Raw genomic sequence first — 15,145 nt, forward strand, 5'->3', positions numbered from 1 at the left:
ATTTCCATCATGGATCGGCTGCGGCAGCGGGCGGACTTCCTCGCCGTTGCCGATGGCGTGCGGGCGAACAGCCCTGCCTTCGTGGTCCAGCGCCGTGAGCGCGCGGACCAGGGCCCGATCCGGATCGGCTTTACCGTCACCAAGAAGAATGGCACCGCCACGGAGCGTAATCGCATCCGTCGGCGGTTGCGCGAGCTTGTGAAACGGCTCGATCCCCTGTCGATGCGCCCGCACAGCGACTATGTGCTGGTCGGCCGGCGGGACGCGCTGTCACGCGACTTCGATATCATGCTCGCCGACCTCCAGGCGACGCTCCGCCGCCTCGACCGGCCGCAGGCCAAGTTGCAGCCCAAGTTACAGCCCAAGCCGCAGCCTCGCAGGCCGTCGGATGCTAACAAGCAAAACGCTCCCGCGCCGGAACGCGCATTCCCGCCAACCGGAATGAATGACGAGACGATAAGAAAACGATGACCGACAATCGCAACACCATTCTCGCCGTCATTTTGTCCGGCGTCGTGCTGATCCTGTGGCAGGTCTTCTACAATGGCCCGCAGATGGAGAAGCAGCGCGCGCAGGCTCAGCTGCAGGCGGAGCTCGCCAAGAAGCAGGCCCCGGCCACGCAGCCCGACAGCACCGCGCCGTCGGCCACGCCGCAGCCGAATGCGAGCGCCTCCGGCAGCCCGAGCGCGCCGGGTGGCGCGACCGCCACAGCCACCGGCGTGGTGCCGCGCGAGACTGCGATCGCAGCCAACCCGCGCGTCAAGATCGACACGCCGCGGCTGAGCGGCAGCATCTCGCTGAAGGGCGCGCGCATCGACGATCTCGCCTTCGTCCAATACCGCGAGACGGTCGACCCCAAGTCGCCGGCGATCGTGCTGTTCTCGCCGTCGAACACGGCTGAGCCCTATTACGCCGAGTTCGGCTGGGTCAACGCCGCCGGCGCCAAGATGCAGGTGCCCGACCAGAACACCGTCTGGCAGCAGGACGGCTCGAATGCGCTGACGCCGTCGACCCCGGTCAAGCTCACCTATACCAATGGCGACGGCCTGACCTTTCAGCGCACCATCAGCGTCGACGACCATTATCTCTTCACCATCAAGGATGACGTCACCAACGCCGGCAATGCGCCGGCGACGCTGTATCCCTACGGCCTGATCTCGCGCCACGGCACGCCGCACGTGTCGGGCTATTACATCCTGCACGAAGGCCTGATCGGCTATCTCGGCGAGAAGGGCCTGCAGGAATTCACCTACAAGAAGATGGATGACGAGAAGGCGGCGAAATTCGACGTCACCAATGGCTGGCTCGGCATCACCGACAAGTACTGGGCGACCGCGCTGCTGCCGATGACGGATGCGCGCCTGACGGCGAACTACTCGTCGAAGCTGGTCGACAACCAGCACCGCTACCAGACCGACTATGTCGAGACCCCGCAGACGGTCCCCGCCGGCGGCTCGGCCTCGGTCTCCACCCGGCTGTTCGCCGGCGCCAAGGAAGCCGGCGTCGTCGGCATCAATTTCCCGATCGGCGGCCTCGGCGGCTACAACCAGAAGCTCGGGCTCAACCATTTCGACCTGCTGATCGACTGGGGCTGGTTCTACTTCCTGACCAAGCCGATGTTCCTGGCGCTCGACTTCTTCTTCCGCTTCTTCGGCAATTTCGGCGTCTCGATCCTGCTGGTGACGGTGCTGGTGAAGCTCCTGTTCTTCCCGCTCGCCAACAAGTCCTACGCCTCGATGGCCAAGATGAAGGCGATCCAGCCGCAGCTTCAGGCGCTGAAGGAGCGCTATCCGGACGACCGGATGAAGCAGCAGCAGGAGATGATGGAGATCTACAAGAAGGAGAAGATCAACCCGGTCGCCGGCTGTCTTCCCGTCGTGCTTCAGATCCCGGTGTTCTTCTCGCTGTACAAGGTGCTGTTCGTCACCATCGAGATGCGGCACGCGCCGTTCATCGGCTGGATCAAGGACCTGTCGGCGCCGGATCCGACCAATCTGTTCACGCTGTTCGGCCTGATCCCGTTCGATCCGACGCAGCTCCCGCTGTTCGGCCACTACCTCGCGCTCGGCATCTGGCCGATCATCATGGGCATCACGATGTGGTTCCAGATGAAGCTGAACCCGACGCCGCCGGATCCGACCCAGGCGATGATCTTCAACTGGATGCCGCTGATCTTCACCTTCATGCTCGCGGGCTTCCCGGCCGGCCTCGTGATCTACTGGGCCTGGAACAACACGCTGTCGGTGCTGCAGCAGGGCTTCATCATGCGCCGGAACGGCGTGAAGGTGGAGCTGTTCGACAACATCAAAGGCACGTTCAAGAAGAAGCCGGCGTGACGAGGAAAGCGGGCGAGAGTTCACCCGCTGAAACGATGAAGATTGCGTCATGGCCGGGCTTGTCCCGGCCATCCACGTCTTGAGAGCCGGCAATGACGACGTGGATGCCCGGGACAAGCCCGGGCATGACGGAGAGGCGAGAACTATGATGACCACCAGCGGCGACACCGACGAGCGCCTGATCGAGAAGGGCCGCAAGCTGTTCGCGCAGGCCTGGCGCTTCACCCATGCCTCGCCATCGATCGCGAGCCTGCCGCCGATGTCCGGGCAGATCGAGATCGCCTTTGCCGGCCGCTCCAATGTCGGCAAGTCCAGCCTGATCAATGCGCTGACCGGCCAGAATGCGCTGGCCCGCACCTCGCATACGCCGGGCCGCACCCAGGAGCTGATCTTCTTCGAGGGACCGGCGAATGCGTCGCTGCGTCTCGTCGACATGCCCGGCTACGGCTATGCCGCCGCGGCGAAGACCAAGGTCGCGTCCTGGACCGAGCTGATCCACCAATTCCTGCTCGGACGCACCTCGCTCGCGCGCGTCTACGTGCTGATCGACGCCCGCCATGGGCTGAAGGAGGTCGATCAGGAGATCCTCAAGACGCTCGACAAGTCGGCCGTCAGCTACCAGTTGGTGCTGACCAAGGCCGACCAGATCAAACCGGCCGAGCTGGTCGGTCGCATCACCGAAACCGAGGCCGCGCTCGCCAAGCATCCGGCGGCATTCCCGCAGGTGCTCGCGACCTCGTCGCGCTCCGGCACGGGCATGCCGGAGCTGCGCGCGGCGATGGTGCGCCTGCTCGAGGAGCGCGGCGCATGACCGCGCTGTGGCGCATCCTCATAGCGCTGGCCGGGCTGATGGGCGCTGCCGGCGTGGCGCTGGCCGCCAAGGCCGCGCATGATGCCGATGCAGCGCGGCTCGCGACCGCCTCGACGATGCTTTTGTTCCATGCTTGCGCCCTGCTCGGCACCGTCGCGCTGGCCGAGCGCGGCATTGTTGCCAGGCGCATCGGCCTGCTTGCGGCCATCGGCCTGGTGCTCGGCGCCGCTCTCTTCTCCGGCGATCTCATGATGCGGCAATTCGCCGGCGACCGGCTGTTTCCGTTCGCCGCGCCGACCGGCGGCATGCTCCTGATCGGCGGCTGGCTGGTGCTCGCCCTCGCCGCGCTGTGGCCGCGCCGGGCCTGATCCGGCGCTTTGCGCGCGCCCGGCAATCGGATAGAACCGCGCCCGACGTTCCGACAGCCGAGATCCCCCAGACATGACCGACGCGACCACCATCAGCCCGCTCGATCAGGCCCGAATCCTGTCCGAAGCGCTGCCGCACATGCAGGAGTATGACGATGAAACCATCGTCATCAAATATGGCGGCCACGCCATGGGCGACGAGGACACCGCGAAAGCTTTTGCGCGCGACATCGTCCTGCTCGAGCAGACCGCGATCAACCCGGTGGTCGTGCACGGCGGCGGTCCCCAGATCGCAACCATGCTCAAGCGCCTCGGCATCGTCTCCGAATTCGCCGCGGGCCTGCGCATCACCGATGCCGCCACGATCGAGATCGTCGAGATGGTGCTGGCCGGCTCGATCAACAAGCAGCTGGTCGGCTACATCAACGAGGCCGGCGGCAAGGCCGTCGGCCTGTGCGGCAAGGACGGCAACATGGTGCGCGCGGTCAAGGCGACCCGCACCATGGTCGATCCGGACAGCCACATCGAGAAAGTGGTCGATCTCGGTTTCGTCGGCGAGCCCGACAAGGTCGACCTGACGCTCTTGAACCAGCTCATCGGCTACGAGCTGATCCCGATCCTCGCACCGCTCGCGACGTCGAAGGAAGGCCAGACCTTCAACGTCAACGCCGACACCTTCGCCGGCGCCGTCGCCGGTGCGCTGAAGGCCAAGCGGCTGCTGCTGCTGACCGACGTGCCGGGCGTGCTCGACAAATCGAAGAAGCTGATTCCGGAAATCTCGATCAAGGATGCGCGCAAGCTGATCGCCGACGGCACCATCTCCGGCGGCATGATCCCGAAGGTCGAGACCTGCATCTACGCGCTCGAGCAGGGCGTCCAGGGCGTCGTGATCCTCGACGGCAAGGTGCCGCACGCGGTGCTGCTCGAGCTGTTCACCAACCAGGGCACGGGCACGCTGATCCACAAGTGATGGGCACGATCGCCACACAGCCAGCTCTCGTCATGCCCGGGCTTGACCCGGGCATCCACGGCGCTCTCTCCGGTGGCGAAAAAGGCGTGGATGGCCGGGTCAAGCCCGGCCATGACGACGGAGAGAGATGTGGACGAGCAAAGTCAGTGAACACGGGCCGCTGGCTCGCTTTGGCGACCATCCTTCTTCCACTCCTAGCTTTCGCCACCCCCGCCCGCGCCGACCTCAAGCTCTGCAACCGCATGAGCTACGTCGTCGAGGCCGCGATCGGCATCGACGAGAAGGCGGCGACCGCGACGCGCGGCTGGTTCAGGCTCGATCCGGCCACCTGCCGCGTGGTGCTGCAGGGGACGATGACGGCCGATCGCATCCTGCTGCATGCGCGCGCGCTGAGCCTGTACGGCGCCTCGCCGATGGCCGAGAACGGCAACGATCAGCTCTGCGTGGCGGCGTCCGACAATTTCGTCATCGCCGCCGCGCGGCAATGCCGCACCGGGCAGACGCCGGCCGCGTTCACGCAGGTGACGCCGACCAAGACCGATGACGGCACCTTGATCGCCTATCTCGCCGAGAGCGCCGAATATGACGATGAGCAGGCGCGGCTCGCCGGCATCCAGCGGCTGCTTGGGATCGCCGGCTACGACGCCTCGCCGATCGACGGCGTTGACGGGCCGAAGACGCAAGGAGCGCTGGCAGCGTTCCTGAAAAGCCGCGGACTGGCGTCCGATGTCGTGGCGCAGCCGACATTCTTCGCGACGATGGTCGACGCGGTGCAGACGCCGTCTCCGGTGGGACTGACCTGGTGCAACGATACCCCGCACAAGGTGATGGCGGCGGTCGGCACCGATGACGGCCGCACCGTGGTCAGCCGCGGCTGGTATCGCATCGACGCCGGCAAGTGCCTGCATCCCGACATCACGGGGCAGCCGAAGAAGGTGTACAGCTTTGCGGAAGCGGTCGACGACGAGAACCGCGCCATCAAGCTGAAGAACAAGCCGCTGAACTGGGGCGGCCTGGTGCAGCTCTGCACCCGCGAGAACAAGTTCGAGACCACCGAGCAGGGCGATTGTCCCAGCCGCGGCTTCACCGCGACCGGCTTCACCGCCGTCGACATCACCCGCGGCGGCAAGACGCTGCGGTTTGCGTTGCCGTGATGGGCATAGCAATGTTGGCCCGTATGCAGCGGCACCCTCAGCTGTCATCCCCGCGAACGCGGGGATCCATAACCACCGGCCGTGGTGTAGGCCACCGGCATCAGCCATCATGCCTCAAGACAGATCACGCGGTATGGGTCCCGGCGTTCGCCGGGACGACAGCGGAGGATGCTGCCCCATCCAGGCATGATGACGCGACACATGTTGGACCCAGGCACCTATGACAAAATCCCCCCGCGCCTTCGATCACGTCGACACCTGGGTGTTCGATCTCGACAACACGCTGTATCCGCATCACGTCAATCTGTGGCAGCAGGTCGATATCAGGATCGGTGAATTCGTGTCCAATTGGCTGAAGGTCGATGCCGACGAGGCGCGCCGCATCCAGAAGGACTACTACAAGCGCTACGGCACGACGATGCGCGGCATGATGACCGAGCATGGCGTGCACGCCGACGACTTCCTGGCCTACGTGCACAAGATCGACCATTCGCCGCTGGAGCCGAATCCGGCGATGGGGGCTGCGATCGAGAAGCTGCCGGGGCGCAAGCTGATCCTGACCAACGGCTCGGTCGACCATGTCGACGCCGTGCTGGCGCGGCTCGGCATCGCCGGGCATTTCCACGGCGTGTTCGACATCAAGGCTGCCGAGCTGACGCCGAAGCCGGCGCGCGAGACCTACGACAAATTCCTCGGGCTGCACGACGTCGATCCGGCCCGCGCCGCGATGTTCGAGGACCTCGCCCGTAACCTCGTGGTGCCGCACGACCTCGGCATGACCACGGTGCTGGTGGTGCCCGACGGCAGCAAGGAAGTCGTGCGCGAGGACTGGGAGCTGTCGGGCCGCGACGATCCGCATGTCGATCATGTCACGGATGACCTGACGGCGTTCTTGCAGCGACTGGTGGCCGCGTAACCCTCGACGTCGTCCCGGTCAGGCGACCGGCTGGCTGGTCATGAGTCGCGACGGCGGTCCGCCAAATTCGGTGTCGTCCCGGGCTTGACCCGGGACCCATAACCACAGGCGGATGTGTAAGGCACGCAAGTGGCTCCGGATGTGCCCAATCCATCTCCCTGTGGTTATGGGTCCCGGATCGCGCTCGCGCGATAGCGCCGTCTCAACAGCGTCAGCCGGGCGCTCCGCTTGTCCGGGACGACGGCGGGTGCCTTGACTCCCCTGCCCCAAACTCCGAAAAAGCCGCCCTGCCCTTCATGCTCGGCCATGACCGACCCAGGCGACGCGCCCGGGACCTAGCGAGGATCGACCGATGTCACTGTCCGCCCTGGAATCCACCATCAACAGCGCCTTCGATGCCCGTGACGGCGTGTCGACCTCGACCAAGGGCGAGGTGCGCGACGCCGTGGAGAGCGCGCTGGAGCTGCTCGACAAGGGCGAAGCGCGCGTCGCCGAGCGCGGCACCGACGGCACGTGGAGCGTCAACCAGTGGCTGAAGAAGGCCGTGCTGCTGTCGTTCCGCCTCAACGACATGAGCGTGATCCCCGGCGGCCCCGGCCAGGCGTCGTGGTGGGACAAGGTGCCGTCGAAGTTCGAGGGCTGGGGCGAGAACCGTTTTCGCGACGCGGCCTTCCGCGCCGTGCCGGGCGCGATCGTGCGCCGCTCCGCCTTCATCGCCAAGAACGTCGTGCTGATGCCGTCCTTCGTCAATCTCGGCGCCTATGTCGATGAGGCCACCATGGTCGACACCTGGTCGACGGTCGGCTCCTGCGCCCAGATCGGCAAGCGCGTGCACATCTCCGGCGGCGTCGGCATCGGCGGCGTGCTGGAGCCGCTGCAGGCCGGGCCCGTGATTATCGAGGATGATTGCTTCATCGGCGCGCGCTCGGAGGTCGCCGAGGGCGTGATCGTCCGCAAGGGCGCGGTGCTGGCGATGGGCGTGTTCCTGGGCGCCTCGACCAAGATCGTCGACCGCGGGACCGGCGAGACCTTCGTCGGCGAGGTGCCGGAGTATGCGGTGGTGGTGCCGGGCGCGCTGCCGGGCAAGCCGATGAAGAACGGCCAGATCGGCCCGAGCACGGCCTGCGCGGTCATCGTCAAGCGCGTCGACGAGCGGACCCGCTCCAAGACCTCGATCAACGAGCTGCTGCGCGACTGATCGTCCGGCTGCGGGCGGCCGCACTAGCCGCCGCCCGAACGGCCATGATAAGCGGAGGGCATGACCGATGCCCTCACCATCACCCGCGACCTGATCCGCTGCCCCTCCGTCACCCCGGCCGATGCCGGGGCGCTTGGCGTGCTCGAAGCCCTGCTGAAACAGGCCGGCTTCGAGACCCACCGTGTGACGTTCTCGGAAGCCGGCACCGCCGACATCGACAATCTCTACGCGCGGATCGGCAGCGAAGGGCCGCACATCACCTTTGCAGGCCATACCGATGTAGTGCCGGCGGGCGACGAGGCGGCGTGGAGCCTTGGCGCCTTCTCCGGGGAGGTGAAGGACGGCTACATCTATGGCCGTGGCGCGGTCGACATGAAGGGCGGCATCGCCTGCAGCGTCGCGGCGGCACTCGACTATCTCCGGGACAACGGCGGGCAGCCGAAGGGCTCGATCTCGTTCCTCATCACGGGGGACGAGGAGGACGTCTCGATCAACGGCACCATCAAGCTGCTGCAATGGGCGGCCGCGCGCGGCGAGACGTTCGATCATTGCGTGCTGGGCGAACCGTCCAATCAGGAAGTCATGGGCGACTGCATCAAGATCGGCCGCCGCGGCTCGCAGTCCGGCACCTTGATCGTCGAGGGAAAGCAGGGTCACGTCGCCTATCCGCACCGCGCATCCAACCCGGTGCCGGACATTTCGCGCCTGATCGTGGCGCTCTCGGATGAGCCGCTGGACAATGGCAGCGCGCAATTCCAGCCGTCGAATCTCGAATTCACCACGGTCGATGTCGGCAACACCGCGACCAACGTCATCGCCGGCCTGGCGCGGGCGAAGTTCAACATCCGCTACAATGACTGCCACAGCCAGGAATCGCTGCGCGCGCTGGTCGAGCAGCGGCTGGCGAAGGCCTGCGGCAACCGCATCCGCGCCCGCATCGACTGGCTGCCGTCGAACTCCAATGTCTTCCTGACCAAGCCCGGCCCGTTCACCGACCTCGCGGTCGCCGCCATCGAAAGCGTGACGGGGCGCAGGCCCGATCTCTCCACCACCGGCGGCACGTCGGATGCGCGATTCATCTCGAGCTACTGCCCGGTGATCGAGTTCGGCCTGGTCGGCCAGACCATGCACCAGATCGACGAGCGCGCCTCGGTCGCCGACATCGAGACGTTGACGAAGATCTATCGCGGCATTCTCGATCGCTATTTTGCGTGAGCGGCGCGCCTGAGTCTGATCAGGCGGCCTTCACCTCCGCCAGGAACTGATCGACCTCGCGACGCAGGTCGGTGGCCTGGCCGGCGAGACTCGCGGCGGAATCCAGCAGCGAGCGTGCCGAGCCGCGGGTGTCGGCAGCGGCCGCGCTGACCAGCGCAATCGAGGACGAGACATCGTTGGTGCCGCTCGCGGTCTGCTGCACGCTGCGGGCGATCTCCCGCGTCGTGGCGCTCTGCTCGGCCACCGCGCTCGCGACCGCGCCGGTCACGCCGCTGATGGTGTTGACCACGGCGGCGATCTTCTCGATCGCAGCGACCGTGCTGCCGGTCTCGTTCTGGATCGCCGCGATCTGGCTCTCGATCTCCTCGGTGGCCTTGCTGGTCTGCGACGCCAGGCTCTTCACCTCGGAGGCGACCACGGCAAAGCCCTTGCCGGCCTCACCCGCACGGGCCGATTCGATCGTCGCATTGAGCGCAAGCAGATTGGTCTGCGATGCGATGGCGCGGATCAATTGCACGACGTCGCCGATGCGGGTGGCGCTGCCGGCGAGCGTGCGCACCTTGTCGGTGGTGTCGAGCGCCTGGCTGGTCGCATTCGACGATTCCGACGCGGCTTCCGCGATCTGGCGGGTGATCTCCTTCATCGATGCGTCGAGCTCTTCGGATGCAGCCGCAACCGTGTTGACGCCGGAGGTCGCCTGCGCCGCGGCATCCGCGACAGCCGTGGCACGGGACGCCGTGGTGCTGGCCGAGCCGTCGAGCGTTTCGGCCGACTGCTTCAGCCCGCTGGCCGCATCGCTCAACCGGCCGCACAGCGTGTCGATCACCTCGCCGAAACGGCGGGTGAGCCCCTCGATCTTCTGGCGGCGCGCATCGCGCCGCGCCTCGGCATCGGCGCCCTGCAGCGACAGCCGGTCGGCCTCGGCAGACTTCTCCTGCAAGATACCGATGGCATTGGCGAGGGTGCCGACCTCGTCGGTGCGGTCGCGATAGGCGATCGCTACGTCCCGCGCGCCGCCGGCGATACGTTCGATCAGCTCGGTCAAGATCGAGAGCGGCTTGATGACGCGGCCGTTGAACCAGATCGTTCCGAGCGCGGCAGCGGCGATGTTGACCACCAGCAAGACGAGCGCCAGCACGAAGCGAGCCTGGGCTTCGCTGATCGCGGCTTCGCTCTGACGCAGCGCCTCGGTGAGCGCGGCATCACGCAAGGGCAGAATGGTGTCGAGGATGGGGAACAGCGAGCGCAGGAACTGATCGGGGTCGAGCTCCAGCACCTTGCCGCGGTTCGGCGCCACCTGCGATGTATAGAGTTCGCCGCCGCGCGCCCAATAGCCATTCTCCACCTCGGCGATCGCCGCGAAGATCGGCTTCTGATCGATCTCTGCCGCGGCGAGCTTGGCTGTCGCCCAGATGCGCTCGATGCGTCCTTTGAATGCGGCGAGCGCCTCGGCCGGCTCGCCGGCCATCGGCTGCTTGGTCGCGATCATGCGAATGAGCGTGGTCGTGGCACGGCCGGCCCAGTCGCGCAGATCCCAGCCGATCACGGCCAGCCGGGCCGCCTGGCCGACGGCGGGATTGGCGGCATTGATCCGGCGGACGATGACCTCGACATGGCTGCCGGTCGCCTCCTGCACGGTGAACATCTGCGGCACGTAGTCGCGCACGATCGCCTCAGGCCGAGACGCCTTGGGCTGGGCCACCGCGTCGAGCGCAGTCCCACGCAGCGACTTCAGCTTCTGCTCGATCGAGTCCAACGCCGCCAGATCGTCGCGCAATTGCGCGAGGCTGCGCGCCTTGGCCAGCGCTTCGTCCGATCCACCGGTGATCTTCTTGAGGGCCGCCAGTTCCTCGGCCGTCGCCGGGTTGGCCGATGCGAGGCGCGGGTTGACCCAGGCCCGCTCGATGTTGAGCTTCTCGGGCAGCCGAAGCATGGCCGCGAGCAATTGCGCGTCGCTGCCCGCGGTCCGCGCCGCCTGCAGCGAGGTCAGTTGCTGCCAGGCGAACAACACGGTGGCAAGCAGACCAATCACGGCCCCGAGCAGCAAAGAGAGCAGGAACACTTGACGAATGCGCACGACGGACCTCGCTGAACAGCAGCCTGGAGGTCCGGATACCAGCGAGGATTTCAATTTGGAGTTAAGAATGTCCGTTCTGCGCTGCGCAGCCGGAACTAATCAGGACGAAGATTCTCATATGTTAAAAACACAAGCCGCCGGCCCGCCGTGGAACCGATCTCAGTAGTCGACCTTCACGAGATACAATCCCTCCGGCGGAGCAACGACGCCGCAGGCCGCGCGGTTGCGAGCGGCCAGGGCAGCGGCGAGGTCGTCGGGGCTCCAGCGTCCCTGCCCGACCCACACCAGCGAGCCGACCATGGATCGCACCTGGCTGTGCAGGTAGGACCGTGCCGAGGTGAGGATGGTGATCGCATCGCCGTCCCTGACGACATCGAGCTGATCGAGCGTCTTCTCCGGCGACTTGGCCTGACATTCTGTGTCACGGAACGTCGTGAAATCATGCTTGCCGGTCAGGCGCTGCGCGGCGACGTGCATCGCGTCGGAATCGAGCCGCTGCGGCACCCGCCAGACTCGGCCGGCTTCCAGCGCGAGGTTGGAGCGGCGATTGACGATACGGTAGCGGTAGTGCCGCTTGCGGGCGGAGAAGCGAGCTTCGAAGGTCTCGGGCACGATCTCGGCGTCGAGCACGGCAACCGGATTGGGCCGCAGATGCGCGTTGAGCGCATCGCGCAGCTTGTCGGGCCGGAATCCCTTTGCGATGTCGCAATGCGCGACCTGCCCCGTGGCGTGGACGCCGGCGTCGGTGCGCCCGGAGCCGTGCACGCGGGTCGGCACGCCGCAGGTCGCCTGCACCGCGGCCTCGAGCGCACCCTGGACCGACGGCAGCGTCTCCTGCAGCTGCCAGCCATGGAACGGCGCGCCGTCATATTCGATGGTGAGCTTGTAGCGGGGCATCGCCTCTACTGAGTTCGCCGTCATTGCCGAGCTTGACCCGGCAATCCATCCAGGGACGTAGCTTGTTCGCGAGATGGATGCGCGGGTCAAGCCCGCTCATGACGAGCTGATATGATCAGCCGAAGCGCAGGCCCGGCGCGACAGGCGTGCCGCGCAGGAAATCTCCGGCCTTCATCGGCCCCTTGCCGGCGCGCTGCAGTTCGGTGACGCGGATCGCGCCGCCGGCACAGGCGATGGTGAGTTGTTCGTCGAGCACGGTGCCCGGCTCGCCCGTGCCGTCGGCAAGAGCACAGCGCAGGATCTTCAGGCGCACCGCCTCGCCGTCCAGCAGGACCTCGCTCCAGGCGCCGGGAAACGGCGACAGGCCGTGGATGTGGCGCAGCACGGCGTGCGCCGGCCTGCTCCAGTCGATCCGCGCCTCGGCCTTCTCGATCTTGGCGGCGTAGGTCACGCCGTCCTCGGCCTGCTTCATCAGCGTCAGGCCGCCACGCTCCAGCGCGGCCATCGCGCGCACCATCAGGTCGGCGCCGATCCGCGAGAGGCGATCGTGCAGGTCAGACGCGGTCATCGCATCGGTGATCGGGAGGCGCTCGGCCATCGCCACGTCCCCGGTGTCGAGGCCGACATCCATCTTCATCACCATCACGCCGCTTTCGGCATCGCCCGCCATGATCGCACGATTGAGCGGCGCGGCGCCGCGCCAGCGCGGCAGCAGCGAGGCATGAAGATTGTAGCAGCCGAGCCTGGGCGCATCGAGAACGGCCTGCGGCAGGATCATGCCGTAGGCCACGACCACCGCGGCATCGGCGTGATGCGCGCGAAACTCGGCCAGCGCCTCCTCGGTCTTCAGCGTCTTCGGCGTGAACACGGGAATGCCGAGCCGGCGCGCCTCGGTCTCGATCGGCGTCGGCACCAGCGCCAGGCCGCGGCGGCCGCCGGGTTTCGGCGCGCGCGTGTAGACGGCCACGATCTCGTGGCCATGGCCGGCGAGCTCGAGCAGGGTCGGCACGGCGAAATCCGGCGTGCCCATGAAGATCAGGCGAAGCGGCATGTGGTCGGAGACCCTGCAAAGCCTCTGCTCTGCCGTCATGGCCGGGCTTGTCCCGGCCATCCACGTCGCGCGACCAAGACAAGCGGCGAGACGTGGATGCCCGGGTCAAGCCCGGGCATGACGGAAGAGAGAGTTTAGTCGTTACTCGCCCGCGCGCTTGGCGGCCTTGGTGAACTTCTTCATCACGCGGTCGCGCTTCAGTTTCGACAGATAGTCGATGAAAAGCACGCCGTTGAGGTGGTCGATCTCGTGCTGGATGCAGGTGGCGTAAAGCCCCTCGGCGTCCTCCTCGCGAACCACACCGTCGATGTCGGTGAAGCGGACGCGCACGCGTGCCGGCCGCTCGACCTCCTCGTAATATTCGGGGATCGACAGGCAGCCTTCCTCATACACCGACAGCTCATCGGACTTGGCGATGATCTCCGGATTGATGAAGACGCGCGGCTCGCGCTTGCCTTCGCCATTCGCGTCCGGCTTGGCCAGATCCATCGTGATGACGCGCAGGGGTTGCGCGATCTGGATCGCCGCGAGCCCAATGCCGGGCGCGTCATACATGGTCTGGAACATGTCGTCGACCAGCTGCCGGATGTCCGGCGTGACCTTCTCGACAGGCTTGGACACCAGCCGGAGCTGCCGGTCCGGCAGGATGATGATTTCTCTTAAGGACATGGCGCGCGATTTAAGCCGCGGAACAGGCGCGGTCAATGTGATGGCGGGCGGTTAAGACTTCGCTAACCATGAATTTCAACGATCCGTTAACCATACTCCTTAACCCGGCCTTAACCATAAATGTTCTCTCTTCGTTCGCGACACCGAGCGAATCGGATAGACGGGGGTGATGACCGCCAGCCAATCGCTGAATCCCGCGCTCAATCCTGTCGTCGTCATGATCGGCGACCTGCCCGTGCGCGCCAGCGACGCGCTGATCGGGTTCGGCGTGCTGGTGTTGCTCCTGCTTCTGATGATCGTGGCCGCGGTGGTGCGCTCCGGGCGGCGCGGCGCCGCGCTCGCCGCCCAGCAGGCGATGCGCGCAGACGAGATCGAACAGCGGTTCGGCGAGATGATCCGGGTGCAGAGCGAGGCCTCGGGCCGGGTCGACGCCATGGCGCAATTGCTCGCCGGGAGGCAGGTCGATCTGGCGCGCAGCGTCAACGAACGGCTCGATGCGGTCACCCACCGCGTCGGCCAGTCGATGGAGCAGACCACACGCCACACCATGGACAGCTTGCGCGTCCTCCACGAGCGGCTCGGCATCATCGACAACGCCCATCGCGATCTCAGCGAGTTGACCACGCAGGTCTCGACGTTGCGCGACGTGCTTGCCAACAAGCAGTCACGCGGCGCGTTCGGCCAGGCGCGGATGGAGGCGATCGTGCAGGACGGGCTGCCGAAGGGCAGCTACGCGTTCCAATACACGCTCGCCAGCGGCAAGCGGCCGGACTGCGTGGTGTTCCTGCCCGACACCAGGCCGCTGTGCATCGACGCCAAGTTTCCGCTGGAAGCCGTCACCGCGCTGCATGATGCCGAAACCGATGAGGAGAAGCGTGCCGCCGCGCAGCGCCTGCGCACCGATGTTCTCCGCCACGTCAACGACATCGCCGAGAAGTACCTGGTCGTCGGCGAGACGCAGGACACCGCGCTGATGTTCGTGCCGTCGGAGTCGGTCTACGCCGAAATCCATGACGGGTTCGATGACGTCATCCAGAAGGCCTATCGCGCCCGCGTGGTGCTGGTATCGCCGTCGCTGCTGATGCTCGCGATCCAGGTCATGCAGCAGATCATGAAGGACGCCCGCATCCGCGATGCCGCCGACCAGATCCGCAACGAGGTGATCCATCTCGGCGACGACCTCGGCCGCCTGCGCGAGCGCGTGCTCAAGCTGCAGAAGCATTTCGGCGACGTCGGCGAGGACGTCCGCCAGATCCTGATCTCCGCCGACAAGATCGAGAAACGCGCCGCGCGCATCGAGGAGCTGGATTTCAGCAAGCAGGACGCAGCGGTGGAGTCGCCGCGGATCGCGCCGGGCACGGGTGCGACGCCGGACCTGTTTCCGCTGGCTGGACGCCTGCAGGCGGGGGAGTGACGGCGAGTTAGCCGTATTGCACAAGCCGGCAGTCCAGACAAAACTGTCATCGGTGCTTGTGGCTCCGAA

At 66.3% G+C, this 15,145-nt stretch carries 14 protein-coding genes; 10 read left to right on the forward strand and 4 right to left on the reverse strand.

The window, feature by feature from the left end:
- The first annotated feature begins 9 nt into the window (after nt 1–9).
- The 9 genes from rnpA (at nt 10) to dapE (ending at nt 8,968) form a co-directional block, all read left to right on the forward strand.
- Nucleotides 10–471, forward strand: coding sequence for a ribonuclease P protein component (gene rnpA, locus NLR35_RS30320; protein WP_257170211.1), 462 nt, complete (start codon nt 10–12; stop codon nt 469–471).
- Nucleotides 468–2,336: a membrane protein insertase YidC gene (yidC, locus tag NLR35_RS30325; RefSeq protein WP_257170212.1), complete on the forward strand. Its 1,869-nt coding sequence runs from the start codon at nt 468–470 to the stop codon at nt 2,334–2,336. Before rnpA ends, yidC begins: the two co-directional genes overlap by 4 nt.
- 148 nt (nt 2,337–2,484) lie before the next feature.
- Nucleotides 2,485–3,147 carry a ribosome biogenesis GTP-binding protein YihA/YsxC gene (yihA, locus tag NLR35_RS30330; protein ID WP_257170213.1) on the forward strand — a complete coding sequence of 221 codons (663 nt, stop codon included), beginning with the start codon at nt 2,485–2,487 and terminating at the stop codon, nt 3,145–3,147.
- The gene (locus tag NLR35_RS30335; protein ID WP_257170214.1) at nt 3,144–3,515 is read left to right on the forward strand and encodes a DUF423 domain-containing protein; all 372 of its coding nucleotides are present in this window, start codon (nt 3,144–3,146) and stop codon (nt 3,513–3,515) included. The genes yihA and NLR35_RS30335 overlap by 4 nt, the downstream gene beginning before the upstream one ends.
- A gap of 73 nt (nt 3,516–3,588) precedes the next feature.
- Nucleotides 3,589–4,485, forward strand: coding sequence for an acetylglutamate kinase (gene argB / locus NLR35_RS30340; RefSeq protein WP_009031645.1), 897 nt, complete (start codon nt 3,589–3,591; stop codon nt 4,483–4,485).
- An 86-nt stretch (nt 4,486–4,571) separates the two neighbouring features.
- Nucleotides 4,572–5,639, forward strand: a complete 1,068-nt coding sequence (locus NLR35_RS30345; protein ID WP_257170251.1) for a DUF1036 domain-containing protein — start codon at nt 4,572–4,574, stop codon at nt 5,637–5,639.
- A gap of 220 nt (nt 5,640–5,859) precedes the next feature.
- On the forward strand, nt 5,860–6,555 hold the full coding sequence (locus tag NLR35_RS30350; protein WP_257170215.1) for a pyrimidine 5'-nucleotidase: 696 nt from the start codon (nt 5,860–5,862) through the stop codon (nt 6,553–6,555).
- 352 nt (nt 6,556–6,907) lie between these two features.
- Entirely contained in the window at nt 6,908–7,753 is an 846-nt protein-coding gene (gene dapD / locus NLR35_RS30355; protein WP_257170216.1) for a 2,3,4,5-tetrahydropyridine-2,6-dicarboxylate N-succinyltransferase, read from the forward strand.
- A gap of 60 nt (nt 7,754–7,813) precedes the next feature.
- A complete protein-coding gene (gene dapE / locus NLR35_RS30360; protein WP_257170217.1) occupies nt 7,814–8,968 on the forward strand; it encodes a succinyl-diaminopimelate desuccinylase in 1,155 nt (384 codons plus the stop codon).
- 19 nt (nt 8,969–8,987) lie between these two features.
- Here dapE and NLR35_RS30365 read toward each other — a convergent pair whose 3' ends face one another.
- From NLR35_RS30365 to def, 4 genes are all read right to left on the reverse strand, one after another.
- Nucleotides 8,988–11,045: a methyl-accepting chemotaxis protein gene (locus NLR35_RS30365; RefSeq protein ID WP_257170218.1), complete on the reverse strand. Its 2,058-nt coding sequence runs from the start codon at nt 11,043–11,045 to the stop codon at nt 8,988–8,990.
- Between the two features lie 159 nt (nt 11,046–11,204).
- Nucleotides 11,205–11,942, reverse strand: coding sequence for a tRNA pseudouridine(38-40) synthase TruA (gene truA / locus NLR35_RS30370; RefSeq protein WP_257170219.1), 738 nt, complete (start codon nt 11,940–11,942; stop codon nt 11,205–11,207).
- Between the two features lie 115 nt (nt 11,943–12,057).
- The gene (fmt, locus tag NLR35_RS30375) at nt 12,058–12,993 is read right to left on the reverse strand and encodes a methionyl-tRNA formyltransferase (RefSeq protein WP_257170252.1); all 936 of its coding nucleotides are present in this window, start codon (nt 12,991–12,993) and stop codon (nt 12,058–12,060) included.
- Nucleotides 12,994–13,134: 141 nt separating this feature from the next.
- Nucleotides 13,135–13,662, reverse strand: a complete 528-nt coding sequence (gene def, locus NLR35_RS30380; protein ID WP_257170220.1) for a peptide deformylase — start codon at nt 13,660–13,662, stop codon at nt 13,135–13,137.
- 169 nt (nt 13,663–13,831) lie between these two features.
- Between def and NLR35_RS30385 the strand changes: the two genes are divergently transcribed.
- Nucleotides 13,832–15,076 (forward strand): DNA recombination protein RmuC, encoded by a 1,245-nt coding sequence (locus NLR35_RS30385; protein ID WP_257170221.1) that lies wholly within the window; start codon nt 13,832–13,834, stop codon nt 15,074–15,076.
- The last annotated feature ends 69 nt before the right edge of the window (nt 15,077–15,145 follow it).

The sequence above is a fragment of the Bradyrhizobium sp. SRS-191 genome (assembly GCF_024586915.1).
Lineage (GTDB): Bacteria > Pseudomonadota > Alphaproteobacteria > Rhizobiales > Xanthobacteraceae > Bradyrhizobium.

Coding starts and splice junctions, on each gene's coding strand:
- NLR35_RS30335 (WP_257170214.1), top strand. CDS start 3,144: ATGACCGCGCTGTGGCGCATCCTCATAGCGCTGGCCGGGCTGATGGGC.
- def (WP_257170220.1), bottom strand. CDS start 13,662: ATGTCCTTAAGAGAAATCATCATCCTGCCGGACCGGCAGCTCCGGCTG.
- yihA (WP_257170213.1), top strand. CDS start 2,485: ATGACCACCAGCGGCGACACCGACGAGCGCCTGATCGAGAAGGGCCGC.
- NLR35_RS30350 (WP_257170215.1), top strand. CDS start 5,860: ATGACAAAATCCCCCCGCGCCTTCGATCACGTCGACACCTGGGTGTTC.
- truA (WP_257170219.1), bottom strand. CDS start 11,942: ATGCCCCGCTACAAGCTCACCATCGAATATGACGGCGCGCCGTTCCAT.
- dapE (WP_257170217.1), top strand. CDS start 7,814: ATGACCGATGCCCTCACCATCACCCGCGACCTGATCCGCTGCCCCTCC.
- yidC (WP_257170212.1), top strand. CDS start 468: ATGACCGACAATCGCAACACCATTCTCGCCGTCATTTTGTCCGGCGTC.
- dapD (WP_257170216.1), top strand. CDS start 6,908: ATGTCACTGTCCGCCCTGGAATCCACCATCAACAGCGCCTTCGATGCC.
- rnpA (WP_257170211.1), top strand. CDS start 10: ATGGATCGGCTGCGGCAGCGGGCGGACTTCCTCGCCGTTGCCGATGGC.
- fmt (WP_257170252.1), bottom strand. CDS start 12,993: ATGCCGCTTCGCCTGATCTTCATGGGCACGCCGGATTTCGCCGTGCCG.
- NLR35_RS30385 (WP_257170221.1), top strand. CDS start 13,832: ATGACCGCCAGCCAATCGCTGAATCCCGCGCTCAATCCTGTCGTCGTC.
- argB (WP_009031645.1), top strand. CDS start 3,589: ATGACCGACGCGACCACCATCAGCCCGCTCGATCAGGCCCGAATCCTG.